This window comes from Maribacter spongiae, from assembly GCF_047345125.1.
Taxonomy (GTDB): Bacteria; Bacteroidota; Bacteroidia; order Flavobacteriales; family Flavobacteriaceae; genus Maribacter.
Map to the genome: position 1 here is coordinate 186,985 of NZ_JBLFEQ010000005.1, position 14,670 is coordinate 201,654.

Genomic DNA, 14,670 nt, shown 5'->3' on the forward strand with positions numbered 1-14,670 from the left:
TGATTCAATTCCAATTTTCATCAAAATCAAGGTCTTCATAGCTATCAAATGTATCATCAAAATCTACATCGCTGCTTTCCGATCGAAATGTTTTTTCCGGTGGTGTTTCCGGCAGTTCTCCAAAGCTGAACAGTACATTTGGATAGGCCCTGCCATTTTCTTTTGGTACGATATCCGCCAATTCGACGAAAAACGTCCACATATTCAAAAAATCATAAACGTAAATGAGCTTGGGTGTTTGTTCTGTGAGGATATCCTCTAAAAAAGTTTCGTTCATCAATCTTACATCGGAACCGTTTTCGCTCATATCGAATAACGCAATCTCATCTTTTTGGTTCCATTCATCATCACAAGTGTAAAAAGAGGCCATTTCATTGCCTAAAAAGCCAAATGCCTGTGTAATGGTATTGTGAAAATCTTCCAGGGTACTCGCATCCTCTATTTCGATATCCCGAAAGATATCTTCCTTCGCATCAAGGATGACCCTTATTTTATAAATCATTCGATCAGAAATTGTATGAGGGCAAAGTTACGATAAATAGTGTTTTATTTTGAAAATCTATGCAAAGTAAAGGTCATGGCCGCCAACAGGAAAAAGGCCCCTATTTGGTGTGCTACCCCAAGCACCAGGGGTACGGCATAAATTAAAGTAAATACACCCAGTAAAAATTGGACACCAACCAGGATCAATAACAGTTTTATACCTTTTTTCTGTAAAGGGGCAAGGACTAGGCTTTTGGTCTTGTACCCTAAATATAACACGGATCCTACTACAATATAGGCTAGGTAACGGTGTATGAACTGTACGCCACTTTTACCTTCTATAAAATTCTTAAGCAATGGTCGTTGTTCAATATATACGGTTTCATGGATTAATTTTCCCTCACTCATAAAAGGCCAGTGATTATGAATAAATCCTGCATCCAAACCTGCAACAAATGCGCCCCAGATAATTTGTATTATCAAAATCAACAAACTTGCCCGCAGTATATTTCTAATGGTCTTATTGATTTCCTTTTTTGAGGGATAGATTAGATCCAGAGCCACCCATAAGCTGTAGGCAAAGGTTAAAAACGCCGTGATGAGATGGGCGGCCAATCTGTAATGTGAAACATCCGGGCGGTCTATTAGGCCACTTTTTACCATATACCAGCCTAAAAAACCCTGGAATGCACCTAAAAACAACAGTAGTGTACACTTTTTTACCGTGGATACATCCAATTTTTTTGTCAGCAAAAAGAAAAGAAACGGTATAATGAAAACGATGCCGATAAACCTTCCGATGAACCGGTGCAACCATTCCCAAAAGTAGATGCTCTTAAAATCTTCAAGTGTAAAATGATAATTCAATTTTTGGTATTCCGGGTATTGTTTATAAAGGTCAAAAGCTTCCTGCCATTCTTGTGTGTTCATAGGAGGCAGTGTACCGCTAATTAGTTTGTAATTGGATATGGAAAGCCCGGAATGTGTTAATCTTGTTATACCACCCACGAGAACCATGATAAAAATGAGCAGGCAACCCGTTAATAGCCAATAAACTACATATTTGTTATGTTTCATTTTTAATTGGCCTTTAGGTTTAATTTTTTGCCCATCTCCAACATAAATTCATATGCGGCTTCATGTTCGTTGGGAATCTTTCCTTCCAGAATAGCTTCTTTTATGGCCTCTTTGATAATGCCAATTTCTTTAGAAGGTTTTAGGTCGAACCTTTTCATGATCTCCTCTCCGCTTATGGGAGGCTGAAAGTTTCTAATGCGGTCCCGTTCCTCTACTTCCTTTATTTTTTTTCGTACAATTTTAAAGTTGTTCTTGTAGCGGCGTTGCTTCCTTGGGTTTTTGGTGGTGATATCCGCTTCGCAAAGGGTCATTAAATCTTCTACATCGTTCCCTGCATCAAATACGAGCCTTCTAACGGCGGAATCCGTAACGTGTTCTTCTGAAAGGATGATAGGTCGGGAACTCATCATGACCAGTTTTTGAACATATTTCATCTTGTCATTGAGTGGCATGTTCAGGCGTTTGAACAGCCTATAGACCATTTTGGACCCCACGAATTCATGTCCGTGAAAGGTCCATCCAATTCTTTTGTGGAATCGTTTTGTAGGTGCCTTTCCAATATCATGGAACAGTGCGGCCCATCGCAACCAAAGATTATCGGTGGCCATGGCGATATTATCCACTACCTCCAGGGTATGCCAAAAATTGTCCTTGTGTTTTTGTCCTTCTATTTCCTCGATTCCCTGTAAAGCGGTAAGTTCGGGTAAAATTAATGGTAAAAGCCCTGTTTTATGGAGCAGGCCCAGACCAATGGACGGCTTGTCGGACTGCAAGATCTTATGCAATTCCGTTACAATACGTTCCTTGGAGATAATCTTGATACGTTCCTTGTTTTCGGTAATGGCCTTTAAGGAACCAGATGCTATTTGAAAACCGAGTTGTGTGGCAAAACGAATGGCCCGCATCATCCGTAAAGGATCATCGGAATACGTAATTCCGGGTTCTAAAGGGGTACGTATAATTTTTTCATCAAGATCGGCAAGTCCTTCAAATGGATCCAACAAGGTTCCAAAATCATTTTTATTTAAGGATAGGGCCAATGCATTTATGGTAAAATCCCTTCTTTTCTGGTCGTCTTCCAATGTGCCGTCCTCTACAATGGGTTTGCGGCTATCCCTGTGATAACTTTCTTTTCGGGCACCCACGAACTCAAGCTCTACCCCTTTATTTTTTATCATTGCCGTGCCAAAATTCTTGAAAACGGACACTTTGGGCTTTCCTTCAAGTTTGGAAGCCACCTTTTTGGCCAGTTCAATGCCACTGCCTACGGCAACAACGTCAATATCCATTGGAATTCCCCTGTTCAAAAGATAATCACGTACATAACCACCGATGACATAACACCTTAGGGAAAGTTCTTCGGCAGCATCGGAAATAATGGAAAAAATCGGGTCTGATAAAGCTTTTTTATGGGCCTCTTGCATGGTATTATTCTCGAATGATCCTTACAACACCATCATTTCCCAGTTTAATAATGGCCGAAGTGTTTTCATTCTTTTTGTCCTGATGCAAATTTACCACATAGTCCACACCTGTTAAAATAGCGGTATCTATTTCTTTAAAAGATTTTGGTGTAGGCCGCCCCGATATATTGGCGGAGGTAGAAACAATAGGTTTTTTGAATTTGTTGATGAGGTATGTACAAAATTTGTCCGAAGCTACCCGAATGGCCAACGTATTGTCCGGGGCCACCAAATTTTTGGCTACGTTACGTGGGGCATCATAGATTATGGTCGTTGGTTTGGTGGAAAGGTCCATGATGTCATAGGCCATATCGGGGACTTTTTCAATGTGCCTTTCCAACATGGCATCATTGGCGACTAGACAAATAAGTGCCTTGCTGTCCTTACGCTGTTTAAGTGCATATACATTTTTTACGGCCTCTTCGTTCGTAGCATCACAACCGATACCCCAAACGGTATCCGTGGGGTAGAGGATGAGCCCGCCTTTTTCCAAAATGTCAATGGCTTTGTTAATTTCATTCGTCATAATAGGGTCTTTATTGCTATTGAACAAGGTTTAAATCAAAGTATTTGGTTACGGCCAACCATTGCTCCCGGTTTTTATCGGCCCCTATATTTGTTTTTTTTAGGGATTCCTTTTGGGATCCTAAAATAGGTATGGGGGTCTTTGCTTTTTCCGTTGCTAAAATGGATCTTGTTTTTTTGAGCAGCCCCATCGCCTTAAACCATAGATCATCTGCTTTGGGGGTCAATTTTAGGAACAGGTCAACATCCGTTGTTTTTTCCGAAAGCACCTTTGCCGGGTAGAGAACCCCTTCGGCACCTATGGGAATGACGGCATCGGGATTAAACACCTTATCACTGGAATATTTCCACTGCTTATATGGAAGCAGATCCCCCTCATCATTATATGTAATATATCTTGTTTGGTTTGCAATAATGCGATCAGGATTCTTAAGATGTTCTTTGTACAACAATTGAAGCCAGTCCGACCGGTACATAAAATCATCATCACAGGTCACGACAGTGGTATCCGGATAATTTTGTATGGTATGAATAAGTTTCCTATGGGAACAGGTTAATTTGGAATATTTGATCTCGAACAAATCTCCTTCTAAAATTTTAAGTTGTTTAGGAATGTCGTTCTTTAAAGATTCGTTTAACCATAACAAAATCTTTTTTGGATGTATGGTTTGGTCAAGGATACTTCGGATTACGAGATGAAGGGTGTGCAGTCTAGAAGGAATGGAGGTCAAGGAGATGATTACCGGGACCTCATTTTCCGACCTGACCTTTATTTTATGGGCCGGTCTTGTTAAAAGTGCTATCGACTTAAAAATAGATACGGGTATTTCCTTTAACTTCATAAAAGTTTAAATGAGTTCAATAACAAAACCAAAGATATACAAGACTTTTATATTTTTGTGGCATAATGAACGGTGCAATGGAAATACCTAAGATAAGTGTTATTATAAGCACTTATAACGCAGAAGAATGGTTGGAAAAAGTCCTTTGGGGCTTTCATCATCAAATCTTCAAGAACTTTGAAGTGGTCATTGCAGATGATGGGTCCAGGGATACCACCAAAGAATTGATAACCGATCTATCCGAAAAGGTTTCATATCCCATTGTACATGTTTGGCAGGAAGATGAGGGTTTTCAAAAATCCAGAATATTGAATAAGGCGGTAACCGCATGCCGAGCGGAATATATTATCATGACCGATGGAGATTGTATTCCAAGGGAAGATTTTGTTCAGGTCCATTATATCAATAAGCAACAGGGTTATTTTATTTCCGGGGGGTATTATATGCTTCCTATGAATATCTCTAAGCTCATTACATTGGACGATATTGAAAAACAAAACTGTTTTAATATCAATTGGCTTAAGGATAAAGGTATTCCCCAGACCTTTAAAAACAACAAATTAACGGCCAATGGTCTTATTTCCAAATTGTTAAATTGGATAACGCCTACCAATGCAAGTTGGAACGGTCATAATTCTTCCGGATGGAAAAAGGATATACTTAATGTAAACGGGTTTGATGAACGTATGCAATATGGAGGACAAGACCGGGAATTGGGGGAAAGACTATTTAATTTTGGAATTAAATCAAAACAGTTGCGATATAGTGCCGTTTGCGTGCATTTAGATCATAAGAGGGGATACAAAACTCCCGAGTCCATTGCAAAGAATTTGGGGATACGAAAGAAGACCAAAAACGAAAAACGGGCCTGGACCCATTATGGCATTACCAAATAATAGGCCAGTTCGTTCTTTTGCTCCAACCGTTTAAGCTCCCTGAACCTTTCCAGTACACCAAGTGCGTTCAGGTAACATACGATAAAGCCCTTTTTCCCGTCCAGTATTCCAAGCCTTAGGATGTAATGGTTGAAAAACTTCCAGGACGGTTTTATAACCATCATTATATAGTTAAACGATTTTTCGGTATAAAATGCTTCAATGGCTTTAAGTCTCCCATATTGTAGCATTTTTCCCTTATAATCCTTGTAGTCCTTATAGCAGTAATGTATGAGCTTTTCTTTGAATATACCCGATTTTCCATCAATATCCAAGGTCTCGTGCACTATTTTACAATCGGAAAATTTGGCTTTACTCTTTCTAAAAAGCCTGTAATTTTTATCGGTCTGCCAACCGCTGAATCGTAATTTGGACTGCTGGAACATAAATTGACGATAAAACCAATAGGCAACGATGTCGTTTTCCTTACGTACGGTCTCCAAGATTTCATTCCTTAAGGAAGGTCCGACTATTTCATCCGCATCCAGGAACAACACCCAATCATGTGCGGCTTGTTTTAAGGCAAAGGATTTCTGTGCCGTAAAGTTCTCAAAAGGGTTTTGAATGACCTTTACTTTAGGATGGTTTAGCAAATATTCATAAGTGCCATCTGTGCTATACGAATCCACTACCAATATTTCATCCGCAAAATCAACAGATTCAATACATCTTTCAATATAGCCTATTTCATTATAGGTAATTATTAAAGCGCTTATTTTTTGCGTCTTTGCAATCATAAAGTATAAAATAAGTAGGTTATCTCTTTAGCCTAACAAAGTTATAACTAAAAAAAAAGTAAAAAAGTATATTTCACTTAATTTTCCTACAAATTTTAAACTGAAACATCATACTCGCGCAATGCATCGTTTAAAGAGGTCTTTTTATTGGTGCTTTCTTTTCGGGTTCCAATAATCAAGGCACAGGGCACTTGAAACTCTCCAGCAGGAAATTTCTTAGTATAACTCCCTGGTATAACAACTGAACGGGCCGGAACCCTACCTTTTAACTCGACCGGATTTTCCTTGGTAACATCAATGATTTTTGTAGAGGCCGTAAGAACGACATTGGCGCCCAAGACCGCTTCAGTCTCTACCCTTACACCTTCTACTACGATACAACGTGATCCTATAAATGCATTATCCTCAATAATTACCGGGGCCGCTTGCAGTGGTTCCAAGACTCCCCCTATACCGACACCTCCACTTAAATGCACATTTTTTCCAATTTGTGCACAGCTTCCAACTGTTGCCCATGTATCTACCATGGTTCCTTCGTCCACATATGCACCTATATTTACATAACTGGGCATTAAAATAGTACCTGGGGAAATGTAAGCACCATGCCGGGCTACCGCATTAGGAACTACTCGGATACCTTTTTCCTGATACCCCCTTTTTAAAGGCATTTTGTCATGGTATTCAAAAATGCCCGCTTCCAGGGTTTCCATTTTTTGAATAGGAAAATAAAGGACCACGCCCTTTTTTACCCATTCGTTTATTTGCCATCCAGTTGCAGTAGGCTCCGCACACCTTAATTTACCGGTATCGATTAAGTTAATTACTTCTCGTATGGCCTCTTGGGTGCGGTTTTCCTTTAAAAGTTCCCTATTCTCCCAGGCTTTTTCTATGATATTTTGTAAATCGGTCATTTCCTAATTAAAATTTTGACAAATATAGTCGTAAGAATATGAATTAACGAGCGGCTGTCTCGCTTATAACAAATTATCCTTTATTTTTGCCAAAAATTGAATTTGGGAAGGATTCTTTCATTAGATTTTGGGGCAAAACGTACCGGGGTTGCGGTAACGGATGAACTACGGATAATCGCTTCGGGATTAAAAACAGTACCCACATCTGCCCTTTTTGATTTTTTGACGGATTATTTAAAGAAAGAAAGCGTTGATATCTTTGTTGTAGGCGAGCCGAGGCAAATGGACAATACCCCTTCGGAATCGGAAAAGCTCATCAAGCCCTTTTTGGAGAATCTAAAAAAACTTTTTCCGGAGATACCTATTCATAGACAAGATGAACGATTTACCTCCAAAATGGCCTTTCAAACTATGTTGGATTCGGGTTTGGGAAAGAAGAAAAGACAGAACAAAGCGTTGATAGACGAGATCAGTGCTACCATTATTTTACAGGATTATTTGAAAAATAGTTAAATGATATTACCTATTGTAGCTTACGGAGATTCGGTTTTGAGAAAAATGGGTTCGGAAATCGGAAAGGATTATCCTAATTTAAAAGAACTTGTTTCCAATATGTGGGAGACTATGTACAATGCCAATGGCGTGGGCTTGGCGGCTCCGCAAATAGGGCTTCCCATTCGTTTGTTTTTGGTGGATACCACTCCTTTTTCCGATGATGCCGATTTAACACCGGAAGAGCAAAAACAGTTGAATGGCTTTAAACAAGTCTTTATAAATGCCAAAATTGAAACGGAATCCGGTGAAGAATGGCCGTTCAATGAAGGTTGCCTGAGTATCCCCGATGTTCGGGAAGATGTGAATAGAAAAGGAACTATAAACATTACATATTTGGACGAAAATTTCCAAAAACAACATAAAACCTACGATGGATTGTTGGCCCGTGTTATTCAACATGAATACGATCATATAGAAGGTATTCTGTTTACGGACAGGCTTTCCTCACTGAAAAAGCGATTGTTAAAAAGCAGATTGTCCAATATTTCCAAGGGAAAAATAAAAGTGGACTATAGAATGCGTTTTCCCGCTTTAAAAAAAGGACGTTAAATATCCGTGTTAATTAATAGAAAAATTTAATATTTGCCTCCCAAAATAGAAGATAGCCATGGCATTGGAAAAAATATTGTCGATAGCTGGTAAACCAGGATTATTTAAGTTGATTACGCAGACCAGAACGGGGTTTGTAGCGGAATCTTTGTTAGATGGTAAAAGAATTAGTGTTGGTCTGAGAAATAACGTAAGTGTTCTCTCGGAAATTGCCGTTTATACCTTAGAAGAGGAGTTGCCCCTGAGGGAAGTCCTGCAAAAGATTCAAGTAAAGGAAAAAGGAGGGAAGACCACTGTTGGCCATAAGGACGAGAAAATTAAATTGGAGGAATATTTTTTTGAAGTATTGCCCAATTATGATGAGGACAGGGTATATGCCAGTGATATTAAAAAGATAATTCAATGGTACAATATTTTAGTAGATCATAACATTACCGATTTTTCCGCTAAAGAAGAGGAAAACGATACGGAAGAGGAATAACGTTTTATATGCATTCTTTGAAAAGCCCTGACTTAAATCAGGGCTTTTTTGCTTTAGTTGTCCCGTCCGGAAAAGGTATTATTGTAAATTTAACGTTAGATCAAAACCAGAAATGTTTTGAAAATAAAAAAAGGTCGGAAGATTTTTCTTCCGACCATAAGTGACTATCTAATCCTTATTTTATGTTGAACTGTTTTTGAGGAATATTAATCTTTCTCTATAGTTTGGTAGCTGTACTTACTTTTTTTCCAATCGATGCGTGGTGAAGGATAATACTTAACGTTCATACGATCCAGAAAAGGTGCCTGATCTGCCAACCTCACTTTATAATCCTCCCAATCCCTATTTTCGGGAATGGACCAACTTAGTTCTGAGTATCCTATAACCCTAGGAAAGGCCAAGTATTCAAGCTCATCGATGTTGCTTATGGTCTCGGACCATAGTGGTGCTTCCACCCCAAGAATATTCTCAAGGGGAATACCACCGTACTCCTCGGGTTTCCAAATATATGCGGTATCTACGGGTATATAACCGGCCCAATGCAGACCATGCTTGGATAGGGTATCGTATTCCATATCCAGATAGGCTTTTTTTGCAGGTGATATAATGACCTTCATTCTTTTATCTATGGCTTTTTTTGCATTTTCTTCGCTCGCCCACCACTGTGAAATGGAGGTGGAGTCTATATCCGCTATTGCTACTTCATCCCATCCTATCATCCGCTTGCCATACTTTTGAACGATTTTTTCCGCTTTGTTCACAAAATGGATATAATCGTTCTTTTCGGTAACATGGCTTTCGTCTCCCCCGATATGGAAATACGGTCCTGGGGTCAATGCAGCTATTTCACGGATCACATCATCAATAAAGGCATAAACGGTATCCTTTCCGGTATCAAAGGTGCTGAACCCTACTTTTGTCCCCTCGTACAATTTCACCTTTTTTCCGTTGCCGTTCAAAAAGGGGTAGGAGACGGAGGCGGCATTGGTATGTCCGGGCATATCAACTTCAGGTATAATGGTCATATATCTTTCTGCGGCATAACGTACAATTTCCGTATAGTCCTCTTGGGTATAAAATCCGCCGGATTCCCCACCAACTTCGGTACTTCCCCCTATTTCCGTAAGTTTAGGCCATGACTTTATCTCTATACGCCACCCTTGGTCATCGGTCAAATGCAGGTGTAGGATATTAATTTTATAATAGGATAGTAGGTCTATATATTTTTTGACATCTTCAACACTGAAAAAATGACGGGCGACATCTAACATAGCCCCTCGGAAAGCAAAATTTGGACTGTCCGTGATCTTGCCCGTGGGTACGGGCCAAATTCTTTGTTCCGCCAAGGTATCGTTGCTGGTCTCCGGAACCAATTGTCTTAACGTTTGAATACCGCGGAAAGCCCCTTCCGAAGTATTTGCATTTACTATGATGGAATCTTGGTTTATATATAACTGATAGGCCTCTGATGTACCTAATTCAGGGTTGTCCGATTGGTTGATGTAAATCACCCTTTCTACATCATTGGATGTTTCCGTATTTACGGGAATATCCAAATCTATTTTCAGTTTTAATTTTCTGGCAAGGAACTTGCCCACTTCTTCAAACCCCGTTGCCTTTTTAGAGGTGTAAATTGCCGTAAACTGATCTAAGGCAAAAGCGGAATGCGTTGGTATTGTTTTAACTGGTTTGGGCATGATACTAACCTTGGACAGGTCTGTGGATGGCATTGGGATCCTTTTTTTTCGCTTTTCCTCGCAGCCGGATATTGCACATACGAGTGAAATGAAAAAAATGCTTTTTATTACAATTGTTCTTATCATGGGTTTCTATATTTATTTAACGTTGATCAGGTTTTCTATGGCCATATTCCATAGGTCGTAACCTTTTTGGTTCATATGCAGGCCGTCTTCCAAAAAAATATGCTTTTTTGGTTTGCGCCCATCGAGCATGGGGTTCCAGACATCTACAAATTCCAAAAAGGAATCGGTTTGGCTCAAACGTTCCAATTTTCGGTTCAGTCTTCTATACCGCCCTCTTAAGTTCCAGCGGCTGATACTGGGTTTGGCGGAAATAAGGATAATTTTGACACTTGTTTTCTCCCGCCTTATTTTTTCTATTATGTTTTTAAATGTCGATATAATTTGATTGGGCTTTTTTTTAGAGAATATATCATTGTCCCCCTCATAGATAAACACTTTTACAGGCTTGTATTGAATGACCAGATCATCCAGGTGGTAGAGCAAATCCGATGCCTGGGAACCTCCAAATCCGGAATTTACAATTTGATGCCCGGGAAAAGAAGTTTCCAGGCTCTTCCACAATCGAATGCTGGAGCTACCCGTAAAAACAATAGTTTCTTTTTGGTGATTCCATAAGGTGTCGTATTTTTTTGTGATGGCCTGTACCTCTCCATCAAAAATTGAGACTCCCTGTGCTTCAATAGATAATGAACAAAGAAGAAATACGATAAAAATAGATTTCATGGAACGTATTTAAGTTTCAAAATAAAAGTTATCTATAATTGATAAAAGCTTTTTCGACAGACGAACGGTAATGTGCAATAAATAACATAGTTATTGGATATAAGTTTCGGTAGGACGGATATATAAAAGTCACTCTTTTCATTTATTGACCAATGCCTAAAAAAAGGAATGCCGCCAACAAAGCCCCTATGACAGGACCTATGATGGGAATCCAGGCATACCCCCAATCACTATCCCCCTTATTCTTAATGGGAAGAAGGGTATGTAATAACCTTGGGCCAAAGTCCCTGGCAGGATTAATGGCATAACCTGTGGGGCCACCCAGACCGAACCCTATTCCCATAACCAAAAGGGCAACAGGGAGAGCATCCAAAGAACCCAGGGAAATGACTTCTTCACCTAGGGTTCCGCTGGCGATAAAAAAGACCCCGAAAACCAGGGCGAATGTCCCGATTATTTCCGTTACCGTATTCCAAAAAGGACTTCTAACAGTGGGGACGGTAGAAAAGGTGGCAAGAATTGCCCCGGCATCTTCTGTTGCTTCATATTGTTTTTTGTAAGCCAACCAAACCAATAGATTCCCCATCATGGCACCCAATACCTGGGATAGGATATATCCGGGAACCAATGTCCAGGAAAATTTTCCGGCCGTGGCCAGGCCAATGGTTACGGCGGGGTTCAAGTGGCCTCCACTTATGTCTGCCGAAATAAATACGCCAATGAATACGGCTATGCCCCATGCCAGTGCAATACCCGTCCAACCGGAATTCGCTCCTTTCGTCTCCTTTAATGCGATATTTGCAACAAGGCCATTACCTATAAGAATCAACATTGCAATTCCGATGAACTCGAAAATATAGGCCGTCATGCGTTATTTGGTTTAAGGTATTTAAGGTAAAAAAAATGCATGGATCTGAAAGATTATTTTTAAGTTAACAATGCATGGTGACGATATGTAGAACAACCTTTTAAAATAGATATACCCCAACTTAAGTGTCGATACTGGAACTTAGGTGTCCTTAGATAATTTTCCGGGATATAACCAAAAGTCTTGCATTGTAGTGGTTTATATCCCAAATTGTTCTAAATGATGGTTTAGGTGCTTGTAAAAAAGTGTGTTCCATTGTGATGCGGTCAAAGGACCGAAGGCATGGGAATCCTTTCCCTCAAAATGTGCTTCTCCCAATTCTTGGGTCTTTATCAGGTTATTGATCAGGATATCCTTTTCAGTATTAAAATCCGGCTCGCCATGGATTAAAAATTCCGGGGCGGTCCTCATATTTTTTTTGTACGGTTTTGGCCCCACCACTAAATTTTTGGCCAAAAGCTTTATCATAAATTTTTTAAATCCGGTGGGCTTGGGGTATTTGTCCGTATAGGTCAAATCATAGGCCACATTGCAATGGGCCATCATTTGTGCTGAATTCATTTTGCCCCAAAGATTTTGGGTGTCCGGTTTAAGGTTTTCAATTCTTGAAATGACTTCTTCCGTTATTTGTTTGTCAAAGATATTTTTCATAATTATAAAATTAGGTTTGATAATCGTTGAACTATCTCACTCCGTGAACGTTCATTTTTAAGGTATAGACAGAATCCATGGCCGTAATAAAAAGGATATCCTGTTCCGATCCGCCAAAAGTTACATTTGCCGTCCATTTTTCGTTTACGGGAATATGCGATATTTGGTTTCCCTGTGGATCAAAAACGGAGACCCCATCTCCGGTAAGATACACGTTGCCTTCATTGTCCAGGGTCATCCCATCGGATCCCATTTCAACAAAAAGTTTTTTATTTGTCAGGCTTCCATCTTTCTCAATAGAAAAAGAATATGTTTTTTCACCTCCGATATCGGCAATATAAAGGATTTTTCCATTAGGAGTGCCAATAATTCCATTGGGCCGTACCATACCTTCCGCAACAATTTTTGTTTCCTTCATATCGGGAGTAATGTAATAAACCCGCCTTTCCTTTATTTCCGGTTCGGTACGGTTCCACCAAGGTCTTTGATAATAGGGATCGGTAAAATAAATGCCCCCATCAGGGTCCACCCAGAGATCGTTGGGACCGTTTAACCTTTTACCTTCAAAATCCGAAATTAAGACCGTGATATTTTTTTTGGAATCTATTTTCCACAGTTCATTTTTTTCGTCCGCAGCGGCCAATAGGTTACCCTCATGATCAAAATAAAGGCCATTGGATCTTCCCGAAGGCTGCATATACGTGGAAACGGTATTGCTTTTCCGGTCCCATTTTAAAATACGATCGTTGGGCTGATCGGTAAAATAAACATTGCCTTTGGAATCTACGGCAGGCCCTTCGGTAAATTCATAATCTTCAGCGACCAGGGTCAGCTCGGCCCCATCGGAAATTATTTTACTGTTCTGGGCATGGATATAAGCATTACAGGAAAATAAGACCAATAAGAATAAGGCGATATTAAGGGTTTTTTGTTTTTTCATTTTTAAAGTTTTGATAAATACATCATATTGTGTTCCATACTTTCCCAGAGTGCAACGGTGCATTCCTCTTGTTCTATAAAAATATGCTCGACACCTGATTTTCCGATATTTTGCATTATTAAAGGAATATTCGATCCTCCCTTGCCAAATTCCGTACTTTCCCCTTTGGTCATATTCGTGTCCTTAAGGTGCCGTAACGGGAATCTTCCAGAATATTTTTCAAAATAATCCAACGGATTTTTAGCGTCCTAAAAATACAAAATAACGTGCGACGAAACCTCCTAAATAATCAAGCTATTTGTATTTTTATTCAAATTTTTGAATCATGAACACCAGAGCGGACCAACTTAAAGCATTGGATAGATTGCTTACCATAATGGAAGAATTGCGGGAACAATGTCCATGGGACAAAAAACAGACCATGAAGACATTGCGGCACCTTACCATTGAGGAAACATATGAGTTGGGAGATGCTATTTTAGAGGATGATCTGGAAGAGGTGAGAAAGGAATTGGGAGATCTATTGTTGCATATTGTATTCTATGCAAAAATAGGTTCCGAAAGCAGTGCTTTTGATATAGCGGATGTTGCCAATGGGATATGTGACAAATTGATTAATAGGCACCCGCATATCTATGGTAATGTTTCCGTTGCGGATGAGGAAGAGGTAAAACAAAATTGGGAACAGATCAAACTTAAAGAGGGGAAGAAAAGTGTTTTGGAAGGGGTTCCTAAAAGCCTTCCGGCCTTGGTGAAAGCAAACCGGATCCAGGATAAAGTAGCCGGAGTAGGTTTTGATTGGGAAGAGCCCCAACAGGTTTTTGAAAAGGTAAAGGAAGAACTGTCCGAACTGCAACAGGAGGTCAAAAATAAAAATCCGGACAAGATTGAATCGGAATTTGGGGATGTACTCTTTTCCATGATCAATTATGCCCGGTTTCTGAACGTCGACCCTGAAAATGCCCTGGAAAGGACCAATAAGAAATTCTCCCAAAGATTTCAATATTTAGAGGCCAAAGCGGTCGAAAAGGGGAAATTATTAAAAGATATGAGCTTAGACGAGATGGATAAATATTGGAACAAGGCCAAACAATTGGATTGACCTATAGATATGTTACTGCATATCCTAACCTTTAAAAAAACCTCTTTTTGAGGTATCTTTGAAGC

General features: G+C 39.7%; 18 protein-coding genes. 5 read left to right on the plus strand and 13 right to left on the minus strand.

What is annotated here, in order from left to right; genetic code table 11:
* Positions 1-4 precede the first annotated feature (4 nt).
* Genes ACKWB9_RS08955 through ACKWB9_RS08975 form a run of 5 tightly spaced genes read right to left on the minus strand, consistent with a single transcriptional unit; the run spans position 5 to position 4,390 of the window.
* Positions 5-502 carry an IS1096 element passenger TnpR family protein gene (locus ACKWB9_RS08955; protein ID WP_414002674.1) on the minus strand — a complete coding sequence of 166 codons (498 nt, stop codon included), beginning with the start codon at positions 500-502 and terminating at the stop codon, positions 5-7.
* A gap of 44 nt (positions 503-546) precedes the next feature.
* Positions 547-1,560 carry a COX15/CtaA family protein gene (locus ACKWB9_RS08960; RefSeq protein WP_414002675.1) on the minus strand — a complete coding sequence of 338 codons (1,014 nt, stop codon included), beginning with the start codon at positions 1,558-1,560 and terminating at the stop codon, positions 547-549.
* Between the two features lie 2 nt (positions 1,561-1,562).
* Entirely contained in the window at positions 1,563-2,984 is a 1,422-nt protein-coding gene (locus ACKWB9_RS08965; RefSeq protein WP_414002676.1) for a CCA tRNA nucleotidyltransferase, read from the minus strand.
* A gap of 4 nt (positions 2,985-2,988) precedes the next feature.
* On the minus strand, positions 2,989-3,549 hold the full coding sequence (locus ACKWB9_RS08970; protein WP_414002677.1) for an L-threonylcarbamoyladenylate synthase: 561 nt from the start codon (positions 3,547-3,549) through the stop codon (positions 2,989-2,991).
* A 16-nt stretch (positions 3,550-3,565) separates the two neighbouring features.
* Entirely contained in the window at positions 3,566-4,390 is an 825-nt protein-coding gene (locus ACKWB9_RS08975; protein WP_414002678.1) for a glycosyltransferase family protein, read from the minus strand.
* A gap of 77 nt (positions 4,391-4,467) precedes the next feature.
* Here ACKWB9_RS08975 and ACKWB9_RS08980 point away from each other — a divergent pair, with 77 nt between their 5' ends.
* Complete coding sequence (locus tag ACKWB9_RS08980) at positions 4,468-5,286, plus strand: glycosyltransferase family 2 protein (protein WP_414002679.1); 819 nt, start codon at positions 4,468-4,470, stop codon at positions 5,284-5,286.
* Here the strand turns inward: ACKWB9_RS08980 and ACKWB9_RS08985 are convergent.
* Complete coding sequence (locus tag ACKWB9_RS08985) at positions 5,268-6,062, minus strand: glycosyltransferase family 2 protein (RefSeq protein ID WP_414002680.1); 795 nt, start codon at positions 6,060-6,062, stop codon at positions 5,268-5,270. The genes ACKWB9_RS08980 and ACKWB9_RS08985 overlap by 19 nt on opposite strands.
* A 95-nt stretch (positions 6,063-6,157) precedes the next feature.
* The gene (locus ACKWB9_RS08990) at positions 6,158-6,973 is read right to left on the minus strand and encodes a 2,3,4,5-tetrahydropyridine-2,6-dicarboxylate N-succinyltransferase (RefSeq protein ID WP_414002681.1); all 816 of its coding nucleotides are present in this window, start codon (positions 6,971-6,973) and stop codon (positions 6,158-6,160) included.
* Positions 6,974-7,075: 102 nt separating this feature from the next.
* On the opposite strand from ACKWB9_RS08990, the gene ruvX reads away from it, so the two are divergent.
* From ruvX to ACKWB9_RS09005, 3 genes are read left to right on the plus strand one after another with little or no spacing between them, the layout of a single operon-like run.
* Positions 7,076-7,486, plus strand: coding sequence for a Holliday junction resolvase RuvX (gene ruvX / locus ACKWB9_RS08995; protein ID WP_414002682.1), 411 nt, complete (start codon positions 7,076-7,078; stop codon positions 7,484-7,486).
* Complete coding sequence (gene def, locus ACKWB9_RS09000; RefSeq protein WP_414002683.1) at positions 7,487-8,077, plus strand: peptide deformylase; 591 nt, start codon at positions 7,487-7,489, stop codon at positions 8,075-8,077.
* A gap of 58 nt (positions 8,078-8,135) precedes the next feature.
* A complete protein-coding gene (locus tag ACKWB9_RS09005; RefSeq protein ID WP_414002684.1) occupies positions 8,136-8,558 on the plus strand; it encodes a DUF5606 family protein in 423 nt (140 codons plus the stop codon).
* Between the two features lie 206 nt (positions 8,559-8,764).
* On the opposite strand, the gene ACKWB9_RS09010 is transcribed toward ACKWB9_RS09005, so the two are convergent.
* The 6 genes from ACKWB9_RS09010 to ACKWB9_RS09035 all read right to left on the minus strand — a co-directional run bounded on the left by ACKWB9_RS09010 (position 8,765) and on the right by ACKWB9_RS09035 (position 13,736).
* Complete coding sequence (locus ACKWB9_RS09010) at positions 8,765-10,381, minus strand: family 20 glycosylhydrolase (RefSeq protein WP_414002686.1); 1,617 nt, start codon at positions 10,379-10,381, stop codon at positions 8,765-8,767.
* Between the two features lie 12 nt (positions 10,382-10,393).
* Positions 10,394-11,044 carry a GDSL-type esterase/lipase family protein gene (locus ACKWB9_RS09015; protein ID WP_414002687.1) on the minus strand — a complete coding sequence of 217 codons (651 nt, stop codon included), beginning with the start codon at positions 11,042-11,044 and terminating at the stop codon, positions 10,394-10,396.
* Between the two features lie 142 nt (positions 11,045-11,186).
* On the minus strand, positions 11,187-11,912 hold the full coding sequence (locus tag ACKWB9_RS09020) for an MIP/aquaporin family protein (protein ID WP_414002688.1): 726 nt from the start codon (positions 11,910-11,912) through the stop codon (positions 11,187-11,189).
* 198 nt (positions 11,913-12,110) lie between these two features.
* Positions 12,111-12,563 carry a DUF1569 domain-containing protein gene (locus ACKWB9_RS09025; protein WP_414002690.1) on the minus strand — a complete coding sequence of 151 codons (453 nt, stop codon included), beginning with the start codon at positions 12,561-12,563 and terminating at the stop codon, positions 12,111-12,113.
* Positions 12,564-12,594: 31 nt separating this feature from the next.
* Complete coding sequence (locus ACKWB9_RS09030) at positions 12,595-13,503, minus strand: SMP-30/gluconolactonase/LRE family protein (RefSeq protein ID WP_414002691.1); 909 nt, start codon at positions 13,501-13,503, stop codon at positions 12,595-12,597.
* A 2-nt stretch (positions 13,504-13,505) separates the two neighbouring features.
* On the minus strand, positions 13,506-13,736 hold the full coding sequence (locus ACKWB9_RS09035) for a hypothetical protein (protein WP_414002692.1): 231 nt from the start codon (positions 13,734-13,736) through the stop codon (positions 13,506-13,508).
* Between the two features lie 92 nt (positions 13,737-13,828).
* On the opposite strand from ACKWB9_RS09035, the gene mazG reads away from it, so the two are divergent.
* On the plus strand, positions 13,829-14,605 hold the full coding sequence (gene mazG / locus ACKWB9_RS09040) for a nucleoside triphosphate pyrophosphohydrolase (RefSeq protein ID WP_414002693.1): 777 nt from the start codon (positions 13,829-13,831) through the stop codon (positions 14,603-14,605).
* The last annotated feature ends 65 nt before the right edge of the window (positions 14,606-14,670 follow it).